The 15,333-nt window shown below is 63.6% G+C and carries 12 protein-coding genes; 6 read left to right on the plus strand and 6 right to left on the minus strand.

Annotated elements, in window-relative coordinates; translation table 11 throughout:
• Nucleotides 1–223: 223 nt before the first annotated feature.
• A complete protein-coding gene (locus tag GobsT_RS24680) occupies nucleotides 224–3,133 on the plus strand; it encodes a PAS domain S-box protein (RefSeq protein ID WP_010033474.1) in 2,910 nt (969 codons plus the stop codon).
• A 38-nt stretch (nucleotides 3,134–3,171) separates the two neighbouring features.
• Here the strand turns inward: GobsT_RS24680 and GobsT_RS24685 are convergent, their stop codons facing one another.
• Complete coding sequence (locus tag GobsT_RS24685; RefSeq protein WP_010033472.1) at nucleotides 3,172–3,588, minus strand: hypothetical protein; 417 nt, start codon at nucleotides 3,586–3,588, stop codon at nucleotides 3,172–3,174.
• Entirely contained in the window at nucleotides 3,578–6,358 is a 2,781-nt protein-coding gene (mobF, locus tag GobsT_RS24690; RefSeq protein ID WP_081471405.1) for a MobF family relaxase, read from the minus strand. Before mobF ends, GobsT_RS24685 begins: the two co-directional genes overlap by 11 nt.
• Here mobF and GobsT_RS24695 point away from each other — a divergent pair.
• Entirely contained in the window at nucleotides 6,341–7,804 is a 1,464-nt protein-coding gene (locus GobsT_RS24695) for an IS66-like element ISGob3 family transposase (protein WP_033197688.1), read from the plus strand. The genes mobF and GobsT_RS24695 overlap by 18 nt on opposite strands.
• A gap of 12 nt (nucleotides 7,805–7,816) precedes the next feature.
• On the opposite strand, the gene GobsT_RS41225 is transcribed toward GobsT_RS24695, so the two are convergent.
• Together GobsT_RS41225 and GobsT_RS24705 are read right to left on the minus strand one after the other, a co-directional pair.
• A complete protein-coding gene (locus GobsT_RS41225; protein WP_071529217.1) occupies nucleotides 7,817–8,056 on the minus strand; it encodes a relaxase domain-containing protein in 240 nt (79 codons plus the stop codon).
• 353 nt (nucleotides 8,057–8,409) lie between these two features.
• Nucleotides 8,410–9,081, minus strand: coding sequence for an NUMOD4 domain-containing protein (locus tag GobsT_RS24705; RefSeq protein WP_010033465.1), 672 nt, complete (start codon nucleotides 9,079–9,081; stop codon nucleotides 8,410–8,412).
• Nucleotides 9,082–9,339: 258 nt separating this feature from the next.
• Here GobsT_RS24705 and GobsT_RS24710 point away from each other — a divergent pair, with 258 nt between their 5' ends.
• Together GobsT_RS24710 and GobsT_RS24715 are read left to right on the plus strand one after the other, a co-directional pair.
• Nucleotides 9,340–10,491 (plus strand): hypothetical protein, encoded by a 1,152-nt coding sequence (locus tag GobsT_RS24710; RefSeq protein WP_010033463.1) that lies wholly within the window; start codon nucleotides 9,340–9,342, stop codon nucleotides 10,489–10,491.
• Nucleotides 10,488–10,664 carry a helix-turn-helix domain-containing protein gene (locus GobsT_RS24715; RefSeq protein WP_010033462.1) on the plus strand — a complete coding sequence of 59 codons (177 nt, stop codon included), beginning with the start codon at nucleotides 10,488–10,490 and terminating at the stop codon, nucleotides 10,662–10,664. Before GobsT_RS24710 ends, GobsT_RS24715 begins: the two co-directional genes overlap by 4 nt.
• 310 nt (nucleotides 10,665–10,974) lie before the next feature.
• Here the strand turns inward: GobsT_RS24715 and GobsT_RS24720 are convergent, their stop codons facing one another.
• The gene (locus GobsT_RS24720) at nucleotides 10,975–11,184 is read right to left on the minus strand and encodes a hypothetical protein (protein WP_010033461.1); all 210 of its coding nucleotides are present in this window, start codon (nucleotides 11,182–11,184) and stop codon (nucleotides 10,975–10,977) included.
• A 43-nt stretch (nucleotides 11,185–11,227) separates the two neighbouring features.
• Nucleotides 11,228–13,258, minus strand: coding sequence for a sigma-70 family RNA polymerase sigma factor (locus GobsT_RS24725; protein WP_010033457.1), 2,031 nt, complete (start codon nucleotides 13,256–13,258; stop codon nucleotides 11,228–11,230).
• 100 nt (nucleotides 13,259–13,358) lie between these two features.
• On the opposite strand from GobsT_RS24725, the gene GobsT_RS24730 reads away from it, so the two are divergent.
• Together GobsT_RS24730 and GobsT_RS24735 are read left to right on the plus strand one after the other, a co-directional pair.
• Complete coding sequence (locus GobsT_RS24730) at nucleotides 13,359–13,685, plus strand: hypothetical protein (protein WP_010033454.1); 327 nt, start codon at nucleotides 13,359–13,361, stop codon at nucleotides 13,683–13,685.
• Nucleotides 13,686–13,906: 221 nt separating this feature from the next.
• Nucleotides 13,907–15,328, plus strand: a complete 1,422-nt coding sequence (locus tag GobsT_RS24735) for a DNA methyltransferase (protein ID WP_162542131.1) — start codon at nucleotides 13,907–13,909, stop codon at nucleotides 15,326–15,328.
• Nucleotides 15,329–15,333 lie beyond the last annotated feature (5 nt).

Genomic DNA, 15,333 nt, shown 5'->3' on the forward strand with positions numbered 1-15,333 from the left:
TCCCCCAACCTATCCACGAAAGCCGGTACCTTCGGGTGCCGGCTTCCTCTTTTTGTCCCGCGCGAAAAAATGGTGGTGACGACGCGCGCGAACTCTCTTTCCACGTACTGGATCGTGCGGCACAGGCATGTTACCCTCAACATCTTGCGCCGAGAACGCCACCGCCACGGTCTCTCGCACCGCTGTGCCGCGACGATCCGGCCCAATCTCCACCGAGTCGCTCATGACCCTTGAACGCCCGCCCGGCCCGGAGGCGCCGCCCCGTCCGGCCCGGATCACACTCACCTACCTTGCCTTTGGACTCCTCTGGATCTGGTTCACTGATGGGTTCTTGGCCGGGTTCGGACTCGACGGCCGGGACTGGTTCCTCGCCGCGGCGGGCAAAGGCACTGCCTTCGTGCTGCTGTCAGCGGCCCTGATCTTCGGCCTCGCCCGCCGCGAGTTCCGCGTCGCCGCCCACGCCGCTCACCTCCTCCGGGCCGTCGCCGACGGCACCACCGACGCCATGTTCGTCAAGGACCGCGACGGCCGGTACCTGCTCTTCAACGCGGCCGCCGCCCGGCTCGTCGGCAAGACCGTAGCCGAGGTCCTCGGACGAGACGACACGGCGCTGTTCGACCCCGACGGCGCCCGCCGGGTGATGGCCCTCGACCGCTGCATCATGGAAAGCGGGCGCCCGCTCACCAGCGAAGAGGTGCTCACGTCCGCCGGCGTCACCCGCACGTACCTGGCCACCAAGGCCCCGTACCGCGATGAGACTGGGGCCGTTGCTGGGGTCATCGGGATCTCGCGCGACGTTACCGACCACAAACGGGACGAGGAGTCCCTGCGGGACAGCGTGTGGCGGTTCCGCAGCGTGTTCGAGCACGCCGCCACCGGGATCGGGATCACCGATCCGGACGGCCGGTTCCTGCAGTGCAATCCGGCGTACTGTGCCACCCTCGGACTCACCGAGGCGGAGCTACGGGAGGCCGACCTGGCCCAACTGATCCACCCCGACGACCGGGCCGAAAACATGGCCCTCTTGCGCCAGCTCTCGGCGGGTGAGATCCCCGGATACGAGATCGAGAACCGGTTCCTGCACGCGTCCGGTGAGCCGCGCTGGGTCCATAAGTGGGTCACCGCGCTACGCGACGCCGAGGGCCGAACCAAGTGCCTGATGGCCCTGGTGACCGACGTGACCGAGCGGCGCCGGTCCGAGGCCGAGCTCCGCGCGAGCGAAGAGCGGTCTCGTAAGGGGGCGGCACTGCTCTCGGCGGTCATGGACGCGCTCCCGGTGTCGGTGATCATCGCCGATCCGGTCGGCCGGATCGTCCGGACCAACCCCGCGAGCGAGCGCATCTGGGGGCGAGCCCCGACGGCCGACAGCGTCGACGGCTATCGCGAGTACGTCGGGTACTGGCCCGACACCGGGCGGCGCATCGAGCCGCACGAGTGGCCGATGTCCCGCGCGGTCCTGAACGGGCTTACGGCGACCGCCGTCGGGGTGACCATCGAGCGGGCCGGGGACCGAACGCGACGCCGGCTGGAGCTGTCCGCCGCGCCCGTGATCGGGGACGCCGGGGAGCGGCTCGGGGGCGTGGTCGCGTGCCTGGATGTGACGGAGCGGGTTGCAGCCGAGACGCTGCTGACGTCGGTGCTCGACAACGTCCTCGACGCGGTCATCGGGATCGACGAGGGCGGAACGGTTCGGTCGTTCAACCGCGCGGCCGAGCGCATCTTCGGGTTCACCGCGGCCGAGGTGCTCGGGCGCAACGTGAACACGCTGATGCCGGAACCGGACCGGTCCCGGCACGACGGGTACCTGGCCAACTACTTGACGACCGGGAGCGCGAAGGTGATCGGGGCCGGGCGCGAGGTGGTGGCCCGGCGGAAGAACGGGGAGACGTTCCCGGCGGACCTGGCGGTGAGCGCGTTCTGGCTCGACGACCACCGGTACTTCACTGGGGTGGTGCGGGACATCTCGGAGCGGCGGCAGCTCGAGGACCAGTACCGCCACGCACAGAAGATGGAGGCCGTGGGGCGGCTCGCCGGGGGCATCGCGCACGACTTCAACAACCTGCTCACCGTCATCAACGGGTACAGTAAAATTGTGCTCGACGAGATGCCGGACGGTGACCCGCACCGCGAGTCGGTCGGGATGGTCCGGGACGCCGGGAAGCGGGCCGCGGTGCTGACGCGGCAGCTCCTGGCATTCAGCCGGAAGCAGGTGCTCCAGCCCACCACCCTGAACCTGAACGACCTGCTCGACGGCATGAGCCGGATGCTCGCGCAGCTGATCGGGGCGGACGTGGACCTCACCGTACGCGGGGCCCCCGAGCCGTGGCCGGTCCGGGCGGACGCCGGCCAGGTCGAGCAAGTGGTCATGAACCTCGCGGTCAACGCGCGGGACGCCATGCCGACCGGCGGGCGGCTCACCATCGAGACCGGGAACGTGACCCTCGATACCGGGTACACGGCCGCCCACCCCGAGGCCCGGCCAGGGGAATACGTGCGGCTGGCCGTGACCGACACCGGGTGTGGCATGGATGTGGTCACGAAGGCCCGCATCTTCGAGCCGTTCTTCACCACCAAGGGCGAGAACGGTACGGGGCTGGGGCTGGCCACCGTGTTCGGCATCGTCAAGCAGTCCGGCGGGCACGTCGAGGTGTACAGCGAGCTCGGCGTCGGGACCACGTTCAAGGTGTACCTGCCGCGCGACCGGTCCGACCCCTCGCCCGCCGATTCCGCGGGCGCACTCCGGGCGCCACCCACGCGCGGGAGCGAGACGGTCCTGCTGGCGGAGGACGAGGACGGGGTGCGGCGGCTGGCCAAGATGGTCCTGCAGCGGGCCGGATACACGGTGCTGGAGGCCCATCACGGCGGCGAGGCACTGCGCATTTGCGAGCAACACGAAGGGCCGATTCACCTTCTAGCGACCGACGTGGTGATGCCGAACATGGGCGGCCGGCAGGCGGCCGAGCGGCTGCGGGCCATGCGACCGGAGATGAAGGTGCTGTTCCTGTCGGGGTACACCGACGATACGGTCGTGCGGCATGGGGTGCTGGAGGCCGAGGTGGCGTTCCTTCAGAAGCCGTTCTCGCCCGACGCGCTGGCTCAAAAGGTCCGTGAGGTGCTGGACGCCGCCCGCTGATTTCGGCCCGGTGGCTCACATGGCTGCAGAGGCTCGATTCAGCCCCGCTTCTTCTCCTCGACCTTCACCACCTCGATCTTCGTGATGATGGCCTCGCCATCGGGGGCGAAGTCACGCTCCGCAGCCTTGATCCATTCGAGCCGCGCCTGGATGACGAGGTTGTAGAGCCGGCTAAGGTTCCGGCCCGTGACAACTACCTTGAAGCGCTCGTCGTGGCTGACGAAATCCACTTCGAAGCGGGTCGGCTCGAACACGCTGCGGACCCCGAGGTACGAGAACTGGAACGACTCCCACGGCTTCGCCGCGTGGCGGATCGTGAGCGCGGTGATCCACTTGTTCTTCGCCAGGGCCGCGCAAGGGCCGAGGTCGTCGTCGAGCTCGGCCGGCTCCGGCGGTGGGGCTTCCGCCTCGGCCTTATTGGGTGAGAAGAGGTGCTGAAACTTGTTACCGGCCATTTCCTAGCTCCCGTTGTTTGTCGCGCTCGTGTGTAGCAGTGACGTGGCGCGTGCGCAAGGCCTGGAACGCTTCTCGGGCGCGTTTCAGGATGGCGTACATGCGGTTGCGGGGTAGTGGGTTGAAGAGCTCGGTCGCTGATTTTCGCGTGTCGGCCTTTTGGATCGCCTCGCGCAACTCAGGTGTGGGGACATCGGTGAAGATTGTGGCCTTGTCCCGGCCTCTGCTTACCGACACGTAGAACTGCTCAGCGCTGATGGCGGGAAGGGATTCTTGCCCCATGGCGATGAGCACCTTGTCCACGGTCTTCCCCTGGCTCGCATGGCTGGTGGTCACGTAACCGTGGGTTAGGTGCGCGAAGTCGGGGGCCAGGGTCCAGTCGTTGTTGAGGACGATCCCACCCTTCTCGTCAAAACCCTTCACCTCGTACAGGGTACCATTGTCGAGCTTGTGCTTCGTGTCTGCTGATTTGCCAGGGGCTGTGATGCGGATGCGGTCGCCGGCTGCGAGCTTGATCGTGTTCTTGCCGTAGACGGAGAAGGTGCTCGCGGGGCCGAGGCGCATGCCGGGCTTGAAGTCGGCGATGGCGACGCGCTGGCCGGCCTTCTGTGTGCCGCCGTTGCGGTGGTACTGAACAACCTCGGTGCCCTCGTAGCGGCTCAGGTCTCCTCGCTCGGCTTCCGTCCAGTGCAGGGGCACCAGGGTTTGGATCTCGTGTTCTTCCTTGGCGACGATGCCGCGTTCCTGAAGGCGAAGGCGGATCGCGTCCGTGACCTCGGCGGCCTCGGCGTGGGTCGGGGCGATGGCCAGGACCCGGTCGGTGATGTCCTGGTCGGCGCGTTTGGTATCGATGGCCTCCATGTACTCGTCGACGAGAGGGGTATTGCCGGTTGTACTCTTCACCCAGCCGAGGTCGTTGAGCGTGTCGTAACCAGCGAGCATCTTGCCTTTGGAGAGAGCCGTAACGGCTTCCTTGTACCGGCCCTTCTGGCGGCGAATGTCTGTTAGCTGCGCCACGGGAAGGCCTGCGAACTGTTCCAGGACGCGCAGAGTGGTGCCGCGCTCGATACTGCCGTGCTGTTGCTTGTCGCCCTGGAGTACCACGCGGGCGTTGAGCTTTTCAGCCAGGTCGAACACCTGGCGTGTCTGGCGCATGCCGAGAAGCCCGGCCTCGTCCACCCAGATCACGCCGTTCTTGGCTTTGTGCTGGAACTCCTGGTCGATCAGGAAGCGCGCTACGGTGTCGGCATTGGTGAAGCCCTCCTTGCGGAGAACGCCACGAGAGGCATCGGCAGAAGGAGCGAGAACAACCACAGGACGGTCGATGCCCGCGAAGGTGGTTTTCATCGTGTGGGTCTTACCGGTGCCAGCAGCACCACGGATCAGGATGACACGGTCGGGAGAGTTCCAGACATGGCGGGCGATGGATGCCTGCTCAGGGGAGAGTTTGCTGGAGACATGAATGTCCTTGTCAAATCCCGCTTGCTGTTCGGGGGAGAGTGTGGCAGTGTCGGAAATGAAGCCCTGCCGGAGCGCAGGCATCGGCCGCTTCGATTCGTCGGGGCGGCCTTTTTGTTGTTGATCGAGCACTGCAGGTATGGCAACATCAGCTCCAGTATGACCGGGGTCACCACGCCCCGGTCCTTGCATACCCACCATGATGCGGGTGTTGTTCGGGGATTCGTCAAGGCGGGTCGCTGCCCCCATTGGGCGACACGTTCCCTTCCCATCCCGTGCGAATGCGATTACTCGGGACTCTTCTGCGAGCACGCCCCTTGTCGTGGCTTCTCCGTTTCTGACCAGCAAGCCCTGACGCTTTGCTTCTTGTTGCACCTCTTCAGGAGTTACCCAGCCGATGCCGTGGCGGATGGCGGTTTCGTAGAGGCGTTTCTCGTTTACTACGCTTTGGCGTTCAAACATGTGGCCGATGGCGAAAGCGACGGCGGCTTCTGTGGTGGTTGCACGGCTCAATTTCCCTTCGAGGGATGCGAGCTGCTGCTTTTCCTGGGGTGCGAGGCGGCTGGAGTAGTAGGGCTGCAGATCGTCAGCGAGTTCCTTGGACTTCTGAAGGCGGGTGGTCGCACCGAGTTTGGCGCGTGACTCGGGGTTGGTGATGCCGAGCTTCTTGGCCACCATGTCGATGTACTGTTTTCTGCGGGAGAACTTGTCCCTGAGTTCCTGGGAGATGCCGGTGATCTCAAAGGACTTACCTCTTCGTTCAATGCCGTAGCCCAGGTCTTTTACGTTTGCGGCGAGTCGGTTGGCATAGATGGCCTCGTAGTACGGGGCGTCTTTCTTGAGCTGGCCGACCTCGGCGGCCTTCCACTTTCCTTCATCCGCATCGTAGGTCGCATTGAATACAAAGCAGTGCTTATGCAAATTCATGTCCGGCATGCTGTCATCGGCATTGATGCGTGTATCTCGGTGAGTTACGGCGTAGGCGACCATGTTGCCCGTTACACGGTTCTCGTTCGCGCCACCAACACGCACTCTCGCCTGCATTTCACGTTCGATGTAACCCAGGGTAAAAGCAACGGCTTCATCGTGAGCTGCTTCAATCCGAGGGTCGCCGCCATTGCCAGGTCCAGCAAGCTCTCGGGCGATGCTGACTGATTTCATCGCGTTGAAAGTCATGTCGATGCCGACACGTCGTAACCGTTCACGGGGTGCGGGCCGTGCATTTTCCAGGCCTTTGTGACTCGATTCTGCGCGGGGTTGCCTCAAGAGCCGGTGTTCCGTAATCGAACGGACGCGATGACATCTGTTCCTCAACCGCCGGAGCTACCGAGTGACCTGCCGCCAGCGGTGGTGGCGTACATTCGTGCGCTGGAAGCGACGGTTGCGCAGTTGCAGGCCACGGTCGCGGCTCTCCAGGTCACGGTGGCCGACCTTCAGACCCGGCTCAACCAGAATTCCAGCAACTCGTCGAAACCGCCCTCGTCGGATGGTCCGCAGGTGAAGCCGGCCCCGCCCAAGAGTCCCTCGGGGAAGCGGCGCGGCGGTCAATCGGGGCACCCCAAGGCCGAGCGCACCGTGCTGCCGCCCGACACGGTCCACACCCTCAAACCGGACACCTGCCGCGGGTGTGCGTGCCCACTCACCGGGGACGACCCGAACCCGTCGATTCACCAGGTGCATGAGATCCCGGTCGTCCGGCCGCAGGTGACCGAGTATCGGTGCCATCGGCTCCGGTGCCCGCACTGCGGCGCCGTGACGACCGCACCGGTGCCCGCCGACGCGGCTCCCGGGTACGGTCCCCGGGTCCAGGCGGTGGCCGCCATGCTCACCGGTTCGTGCCGCCTGGGCAAGCGGGTGGTGAGCCAACTGTTCGACGACCTGTTCGGGTTGCCCATCCGTCCGGCCACGGTGTGCAAACTCCAGCACACGACCGCGGCGGCTCTGGCCCCGGTGGCCGAAGCGGCTCTCGCGTACACCCGCGGGCACCCGGCGAACGTGGACGAAACGGGCTGGACGCAAGGGCGCCAGCGGGCCTGGTTGTGGGTCGCGGTGAGCACCTCGGTGGTCGCATTCCTGATCCGCGCCACCCGGGGCCGGAGCGCGTTCGACGACCTGCGGGACGGGTCCGCCCAGGTCCACACGACCGATCGGTATCCGGTGTACACGCATCTGCCGGTGCATCGGCGCCAGGTGTGCTGGGCGCACCTGCGGCGGGACTTCCAGGCGATGATCGATCGGGGCAACGACGGATCCCCGATCGGGGCCGCCCTGTTGGCCTGTTCCGACGAACTGTTCGGGCACTGGTTCCGGGTGCGGGACGGGACGTTAGCCCGGTCCACGTTCGCTCGCGTGTACGCCCGCGCCGTGCGGGCCCGGTTCCGCACGCACCTGGGGCACGGGGGCCGGTGCGGGTGCCCCAAGACCGGGGCCGTGTGCCGCGAGCTGTTGGCGGTGGAGCCGGCCCTGTGGACGTTCGCACGCGTGGGCGGGGTGGAACCGACCAACAACGCGGCCGAGCGGGCCCTGCGTCACGCCGTGTGCTGGCGCAAGACCAGCTACGGCACCGACTCCGAACGCGGTAGCCGGTTCGTGGAGCGGATCCTCACGGTCCTGGCCTCGTGTCGCCGGCAGGGCCGCAACGTGCTCGCATTCCTCACCGACGCCGTCACCGCACACCGTACCGGGGCAAAGCCACCAACACTGATCCCGGTCCCGGCTCAACAACCACCGATGATGAACCCAACTTTCGCTGGCTGTTGAGATACACCCGCATCAACTGTGAACGCTTACGACACGTCGACCGTCGCGAGTGTAAGTTGTGAGTGACTCGCCCGTTTGCGGGTGCAGATTATCCGCGAGACGGTCGAAGTCCTCCGGTCTGGCGGGACCTGAAAGGCCAAGAAGTTCTGCGCCTTTGCCGAACCACTGCCCAGGGGTGGTCGCAAAGTAATCGGAGGTGCGGTAATAGGCCTTTGCCGCCGCGGCTGAAGTCATCCAATGGGTGCGGATCATAGGCCACGTAGGTAGCAGGAGAATCGCTAGCGCGCAAGCGAGACACGCGATTTACTCGATGGGTTCGACTTTCCAGAAAGCCTTCGGTGGTGCGGACGATGGTGAGGCGGTTTCCGAGTGGTGCTCACCCAGTGGGTGCGTTTTCTTCATGTAGGCGACAATTTGCTCGAACTCTGCGATGGTGCCGTTTCGCTTCAGCATGTTACACCGGAAGCAAATGACTGCTACGTTTCCTGTGATGTACCCAAAGTCGTTGTGAATACGGTCTATCGACGGCGAGCGAGGAGTGCGGCAGCCCTTGAAATCCAACTCATTGCCGCAGCACGCACATGAACAGGGCACGGAGTCAGGGATCACGTCAAGATAATCGGCATGCACCTCGACCCCAATAACCTTGGAGCGGTACTTGGCGCTGCCAACGAGCCGCCGCAGACGATGATGAGGGTTTGTTGAATATCGCTTTTACTCCAACCCCGTTCTTTCTCTGAGAAATCCGGAGATTCTGCACGTTTCCGCCGGGCATTCGCGTTGAACTTTTCTTTGTTCTCTTGGCGATAAATTTTGACCGCAGCTTGCACGGCCTCTTTGTTCTGTTGGTAGTAGCGTCTCTGACCGGCCTTCCGCTTCTCCACGCGTGGGACAGCCAGGGATATGATCCGCTCGCGATTGGCGTGGTAGTACAACCTGGAATACTCCCTGCGCTCAGTTTTCTGCCTGTCGCGAGCCTCCTGTTCTGTCAGACGAACCAGGTTGCTGGGCCGGTTGTTTGTCCGCCAGCCGTCCTCGTGGATTACTTGAGTCAGGCCCGGGGGGCCTGCCACGAAGGCTTCGGCCACGAGCACATGCACGTTGCAGTGGGATCGGTTGTCGTTTTTCGAGAGGCTGACAGTCAAGTACCCCCTGCGGCGAAGAAGTTGCTGTATCATGATTCCGGCGACAAGACCGCGAATCCTGCCTGTGTTCGAGATCTCGTATAGGCCTTCATAGCCAACTACGGGCTTCCATTGTTCAATTAAAAGTGTCATATTCACCTCCTCACTTAGACACTGAGGAGATTATCCCGCTTCGTGCTTCGGCGCAAGCGGGGTTTTCTTTTGTCGCCACCCATATCTGTTCTTCGAGCCGTCAAGGCCGAGCATCTCTGCACCCTTACCTAGCCACTCACCAGGGCTGGAGGCAAGGAGGTCAGTTTGCTCGAAGTATTTGATGGCGGCGGCAGCGCTGCGCATCCAATTCGTCCTGAGAATAGAAGTGCCTCCCTGAAGTGATGCGGGATTGTATGCATGTTGGACGTGTCGCGCAAGGAATTGTGGGCGATGCCTTCAGCCCGCTTGCTACTCGCTTCGCTCACGGAGCCGAAAAACGTCTCCGCCTATCGGTTACACCCGCTATCGCACAAAATCGTTGACAGGGCGATTGCCCTGCGCTACGGTCGCTTGGTTCGGGCAATGAAGCCCGGCGAACTGATTGAGGATAAGATGAGATGCTACCCCGAAGACGAATACGACCAGCAGGAGGCTAAGAAGCTCGGCGCGGCGGACTGGATGCTAAACGTCTTGAATGCAAACCCGGCTTACTGTTCGTGGGGGCCGCACGAGGACTACATGTGGAAGGAAGGGGACGGCTGGGATTCGCGGGTACTGAAAGAGTCTTGGGACGACTTTGGTCCTTGGGAACTTGATCACATGAACGAGGTGGTCAACTTCTACTTTGCCATCGGTCGGGACAGCAAGGAATGCCCCACGTGTGTGGGCCGGTTCTATCACCCGGACAGTCAGTGGGTGAGCGAGTCGTTCTACTCGCACTCCAGCCCATTCAAGCGCCAGACGGAGCGAGACCTCCAGGGCAAGGCCATCATGGCCCGCTTTGGAGGAGACGAGATGAGGCCAATCCACAGCTACGGAATCTTCCCAGACGAGGCTACGCAGTCGAGGTACGGGATGGGCTTCCGTGCATTCTGCGAGGAAATGCGTCTAAATTACTGTTGGCATGACCGAATCACTCAGGACGAGGTGGATGCCCTGATTGAAGCAGGCCGACTTCACGACCTAACGAGCGATTGGAGTGCAGGAAGTGGGTGGCAGAAGAAAGAGCCTCTTCCAGCCATCACGCCAGAGATGGTCAATGCACGACAAGGGCGTGGTCTTGATAGCCACGATGGCATCAATCGCAGTATTTTAATCCGGGCCAGATTAAAGCGATTGGGGCTCCCTGAATACTGTCCGCAGTGTGACGGGGATGGCACCGTGTTTACTTCTGACCAACCTCACCTGAGCTTGGTTCTGTGGGTACTCCACCCCAGAAAGGGCTGCTCCCGCGGCGTCGAGATTAAGAACATCCAGCGGCACGAATTGCCCGTCGTGCGTGACTGGCTCACATCGGCGGCGAACCGAAACGCGGATCGATTCTCGAAGCTGTTGGACTTGGCCGCATGACTCCCGTCGAGTTCTGCGAAGTAGGCGAATCGCTCTACGGTGCGGGCCGGCAAGCAAAGCTGGCCCGCGCCCTCGGCCGAGACGACCGCACCATCCGCCGCTGGAAGTCGGGTGAAAGCCCTGTACCGAACGTGGTCGAGGAATGGCTGCGGAAGAAGCGGAAGCGCTACTGATCGCCCGTCGAATCAGGTCACTTCCGGCAGAGCGCAACTAACGGGTGGAAAAAGAATGAGCCGCCAGGGACCGCCCCTGACGGCTCATCCGCCCAAGCCTCCGACGGTGTCCCGCTGACACCATCGGGGTTGCCATGCCGACCGGGGTAAGGCACGCAGTGTGCCGTCGTTCCTATGAATCGCGTAGTTGTGCGCAACTCTCGTCTTTGAATGGGGTTCGAGCATTTGACGTGAGGAGTCGCGGGTTGGCCGCTCGGGATGCACGGTCCGCGCAGTTGAACGCATTGCGATCACGCCGGGCGTCATCCATTCAGGCTCCGTCCTGCGTCATGGCGTAGAGCATGACCGCGACGGTGAGCCCAACGGCCAGGAGGAGCAGCCCGAGGACGAGGCCGATGGCGAGGCCCCACCAGTGGCCAATCAGCCAGCCGATAACGGCCAGGACGATGGCGATGACGAACAGCGCCACCACGACGATCCCGAAGACACGGCTGGCGTCCTTGCGGAACTTCTCGCTCATGACGCCCTCGTAGCCGCGAAGCACTCACCGCTATCGTATCCGTTTAGTCCGCGTACTCGGGCTCTAAGTACGGCCGCGACACCTTGGTCACCTTTGCCGTTGGGGCCAGGGCGCCGCCCTTTTCAAACTCGACGTCGATCTTGATGTACGGGCAGAGGATCATGACGAACCGGTTCTTCCCGACCTGGGCGAGACCGCCGTCGGTGCGGAAGTGCTTGGTCACGTCCGCGTAGGTGCTCCCGACCTTGATTGAGTCGGCCTCCTTGAGCCGCTCGGCCAGCCAGGCGTTCGTCGTCTGGTACGCCTCCGCGTCCTTCCCCTTGAGCTGCCGCATCCCGTCGTGGGTCGGGAGGCTAATCGAGTCCTTCTGGTCACTCACTTCGAGTTCCAGTTTCCCTGTGGAGAGCCTCGCAATCATCGGGTCGACTTTGAGCGCCCCGATGGAGGAGCTGCCGAGCACCCGCTCGTACTGAAGGACGACCTTCCCGGTTCCGACTTTGAGGGGGTGGTTCTTGGTCATGGGCGTTCCACCGTCCGATCGGAGCTCGTAAGGCACTCCCGACGCCCCGTGAATACGGGTTTCGAGTACGGCCTCCTTGCCCGGTTCCAGGCTCACTTTGATCGGAGCGTGGAGCACTCCCATGACCGCTACCGTTGCCTGTGGGATCGCTTTCCCGTCCGCCCCCGTTACGCCGGGCGGGTTCTCGTCCAGGTACTGCCGGATGTACTCGAACTTCACCGTCTCCTTCCCGACGTTGCGCACCCGGACGAGCAGAGTGACCGTCTCGCCGATGCGGTACGCACGCTCTTCCTTGATCCCGAGCCCCGCCTGCAGGCCGCCGACTTCCTTGCCCCACGCCGTGAAGGGCTCTTTCTCAAGCGCGATCATCGTGCGCCCGTCCCCCTGAGCGGTTGCGAATGTCGTCGGGCGGACCTTCTCCCCGAAACAGACACGCAGCTTCGGCCCATCGAGTTCGTAAATGCCCGGCGACGTCGTCCCCTTCAGCGTGCCGTCGAGCGAGGTCAGGTCGATCTCTTTCGGCGTCTTATCGGGGTTCAGTTTGAACGCCATCTTGCCCGTCGACCTCGGTTGACTGGCGGTGATCTGGTCGCCCTTGATGGCCCACCTCATCCCTTCCAACACGTCCGCAGGCACCTTCTCGCCGTCTCCCTCCATCGCCACCACCACCCATCGGCCTTGCAGGTCACCGAAGTCCGGGGCCTTCTTTGGTGGCGGAGCGGTTCGCTCCTCAACAGGGGGCTTATCGACCTGAGCCGATGCCCGTCGGTCGACGAGGCCCGCGGCCCCGACCGCCAGAAGGCCCAGCACCATGACGATGGCGATAGCCGACTTAAGTTTGCTCACCAGCATGGCGTTTAAGACTCCTTGCGTGAGGGCTGCGACTGGACCGGTCGGACGCCCTGAGGAAGCAAGAGCCGCAACACGAATGGCTGAAGGCGCAGAGGCCGGAAGGGCCGGCGTTCCCGCGAGGACTGCGGCCACCGAAACCGCCGGGGCGTGTCTTGCGAGCCGCTTGGCAAGCATTTCTCTCGCCCGGGACAGGCGTCCCGCAACCGTACCCTCGGGCCAACCGAGGATCAGAGCGGCTTCTTTGCGGGTCCGACTCTCCAGGTCACACAACACGATCACGGTGCGGTACGCCTCGGGCAGGCGGCTCAGCTCCTCGTCGAGTGCGGCCCGCAGTTCGACCAGCGGGTCGGATTCAGCCGGGCGGTCGGGCATGTCTCCGGTCCTCTCCTTCCGCCGGACGATGGACCGGTGGGCCAGCAGCGCGGCCCTCCGCGCCACCCCGTAGAGCCAGTTCGCCACCTCCCGCGGGGCGGCCGTCCGTGCCTTCTGTGCCAGCACGAGGAACGTCGCCTGGAACGCGTCCTCGGCGTCTTGCTCGGGGAGTATTCGCCGGCAGATCCCGTACACCATCGCCCCGTGCCGACGGACCAGGAGCGCGAACGCATCCTCGTCACGGCGGTCGACGAACCGCCCCAACAGTTCCGCGTCGGTCTGTTCCTCGTCCGCGATGACACGCAGGACCCGTGCTGTGCTCACCGGCATGCCCGCCCTCCACACATAGATGCTGCCGGACCCCGCCGTTTTGATACACAATTTTCCGACGGTTGAGTGGCCTGCTGCGATGTGCTTCCGGAGGGGCGCGATGAGCGATTTGCCGAACAGAGTCGTTCTCACCAGCGGGATGAAGCACGGCGAGGCGAAGGCGCTGCTTGCGGCTTTGTGGCCACGGATGCGTGTCATCATCTACCGCTCGACGGTGCAGCACTACAAGGAGGGGTACCCCACGGCAGAGGAACTGGAGCTCGGTGACGACGAGGAGATGTGCCGCACACCGGGGCGGGAGGCCGTTTTACATGGGGAAATGACCGGACAGGACCTGCACCATGCGATCATGAAGGCGTTCAGCCTGGACACAGAGCTCGATGTCGGGATTCACGGGGTGTGGAGGAAGAAGCTGAGCGAGGCGTGAACTCGGAGGGGGGCATTCGGCCTGGAGCAACCCGAACCCTGACACCGGGTTGCACGTCTTCCTTACTGTTAGAATCGACGGGGTGACTCCGTGCGTGGTGCATGTGACGTTGCGCCGGCCGGTTGGGAGGGCTGCGCTTGATCCGACCGAACTCGCTATACCACGCAGATAGCCTGACGCTCCTGGAGCGGATCGACGGGGGTGTAGCCCGAACCATCTACTTGGACCCACCGTGGTTCAGCCAGCCCTCCATCGGGACGCGGGGTTCCGGCTCCCGTGTCGCGAACGGGTTGCGCGACTACCTCGATAACTTTGCCCGCGTACTCCAACAGTGCCATCGCATCCTTGCGGATGACGGGAGCATCATCGTCCACGCCGAGCCGTCCCTCGGACAGAAATTCGCTTTGCTCCTTGAGCAGATCTTCCGCGACAACCATGTCGACGACTACATCCTTCCCCAATTCGGGATGAATCAGGGAGTCAGGCACGCTGCACTCCTGCACTACGGCAAGAGCCAAAACACATTACTGAACGACGTCTGCCGACCGGTCGAGGAAAGCGAACATGTACGGAACCCGGATGACGACCCGAGGGGCGCGTGGCGGGCTGTTGATCTGACTACGCGGATGGATCGCCCGATGCTCCAGTTCGAGTGGCGAGGGCATCAGCCGCCCATCGGCCGATCATGGCGATACCAACTCAGCGAACTGGAACGTCTGGCTGACGAGGGCAGAATTCACTTCTCGGCTGGAGGTAGCCCCCCAAGGCTGAAGGCGTACCAATCCGAACGGCGGAGCGTCCCGGTCGGCACCATCTGGGACGACCTCCAACCTCTTCGCGGTGGGTCTGCGGAGAGGGTCGGCTTTCCATCTCAGCAGCCAGTTGCTCTGATCGAGCGGGTCATACTGCGCACCTCGAACCCGGACGATCTGGTTATCGATCCGTACTGCGGCTCGGGCACCTCGCTGGTCGCGGCGCACCGCCAGGACCGCTGCTGGATCGGGTGCGACTCGTCGCCGGAAGCGATCGAGTTGACGAGGGCGCGGCTGTCCACGGCAGGGATTGCAGAAGGGTGGCACGACCGCTCGGCTCCCGACCTGATGGCCATTGAGGCGAAGCCGATCTTCCTCCGCCGTGTCGTGACGATGGTCGAGGATCTAAACGCGGCCGAGGTGCTTATCGCTGAAGGCGAGAGCGAATTCGTCGAGTGGAAGGTCTCTGCTTACTGGAACGCCTTCAACAGCCAGAAGGACGAGAAGAACAAAGAGAAGCTCATCCGCTCTGTCGCCGCGTTCCTGAACAGCCAGGACGGCGGCACGATCCTGATCGGGGTCGCCAACGACGGCACGCTTCCCGGCTTAATCGACGATTACAAGGCAACTAATTCCCAGCGACCGGGGCGTGACAGCTACGAGCTTTGGATGCGGCAGACCCTGCGTGACAGGCTCGGCAAGGAGTTCGATCCGTTCGTGAAGATCGCTTTTGACGAAGTTCGTGGGCAGGACGTGTGCATCATTCGGGTTGCAGGGGGCAATCGGCCGGCTTGCAATTTAGACAAGCTCCCAATCCGCCGCGGCAACCAAACTGTGGACCTGCCGCTGAAGGAAGCGATAGAGTATAGCCGGATACGGTGGCCGTTGTGATGAAT

Source organism: Gemmata obscuriglobus (assembly GCF_008065095.1).
Taxonomy (GTDB): domain Bacteria; phylum Planctomycetota; class Planctomycetia; order Gemmatales; family Gemmataceae; genus Gemmata; species Gemmata obscuriglobus.

Coding starts and splice junctions, on each gene's coding strand:
- GobsT_RS24680 (WP_010033474.1), top strand. CDS start 224: ATGACCCTTGAACGCCCGCCCGGCCCGGAGGCGCCGCCCCGTCCGGCC.
- GobsT_RS24685 (WP_010033472.1), bottom strand. CDS start 3,588: ATGGCCGGTAACAAGTTTCAGCACCTCTTCTCACCCAATAAGGCCGAG.
- GobsT_RS24695 (WP_033197688.1), top strand. CDS start 6,341: ATGACATCTGTTCCTCAACCGCCGGAGCTACCGAGTGACCTGCCGCCA.
- GobsT_RS41225 (WP_071529217.1), bottom strand. CDS start 8,056: ATGATCCGCACCCATTGGATGACTTCAGCCGCGGCGGCAAAGGCCTAT.
- GobsT_RS24705 (WP_010033465.1), bottom strand. CDS start 9,081: ATGACACTTTTAATTGAACAATGGAAGCCCGTAGTTGGCTATGAAGGC.
- GobsT_RS24710 (WP_010033463.1), top strand. CDS start 9,340: ATGTTGGACGTGTCGCGCAAGGAATTGTGGGCGATGCCTTCAGCCCGC.
- GobsT_RS24715 (WP_010033462.1), top strand. CDS start 10,488: ATGACTCCCGTCGAGTTCTGCGAAGTAGGCGAATCGCTCTACGGTGCG.
- GobsT_RS24720 (WP_010033461.1), bottom strand. CDS start 11,184: ATGAGCGAGAAGTTCCGCAAGGACGCCAGCCGTGTCTTCGGGATCGTC.
- GobsT_RS24725 (WP_010033457.1), bottom strand. CDS start 13,258: ATGCCGGTGAGCACAGCACGGGTCCTGCGTGTCATCGCGGACGAGGAA.
- GobsT_RS24730 (WP_010033454.1), top strand. CDS start 13,359: ATGAGCGATTTGCCGAACAGAGTCGTTCTCACCAGCGGGATGAAGCAC.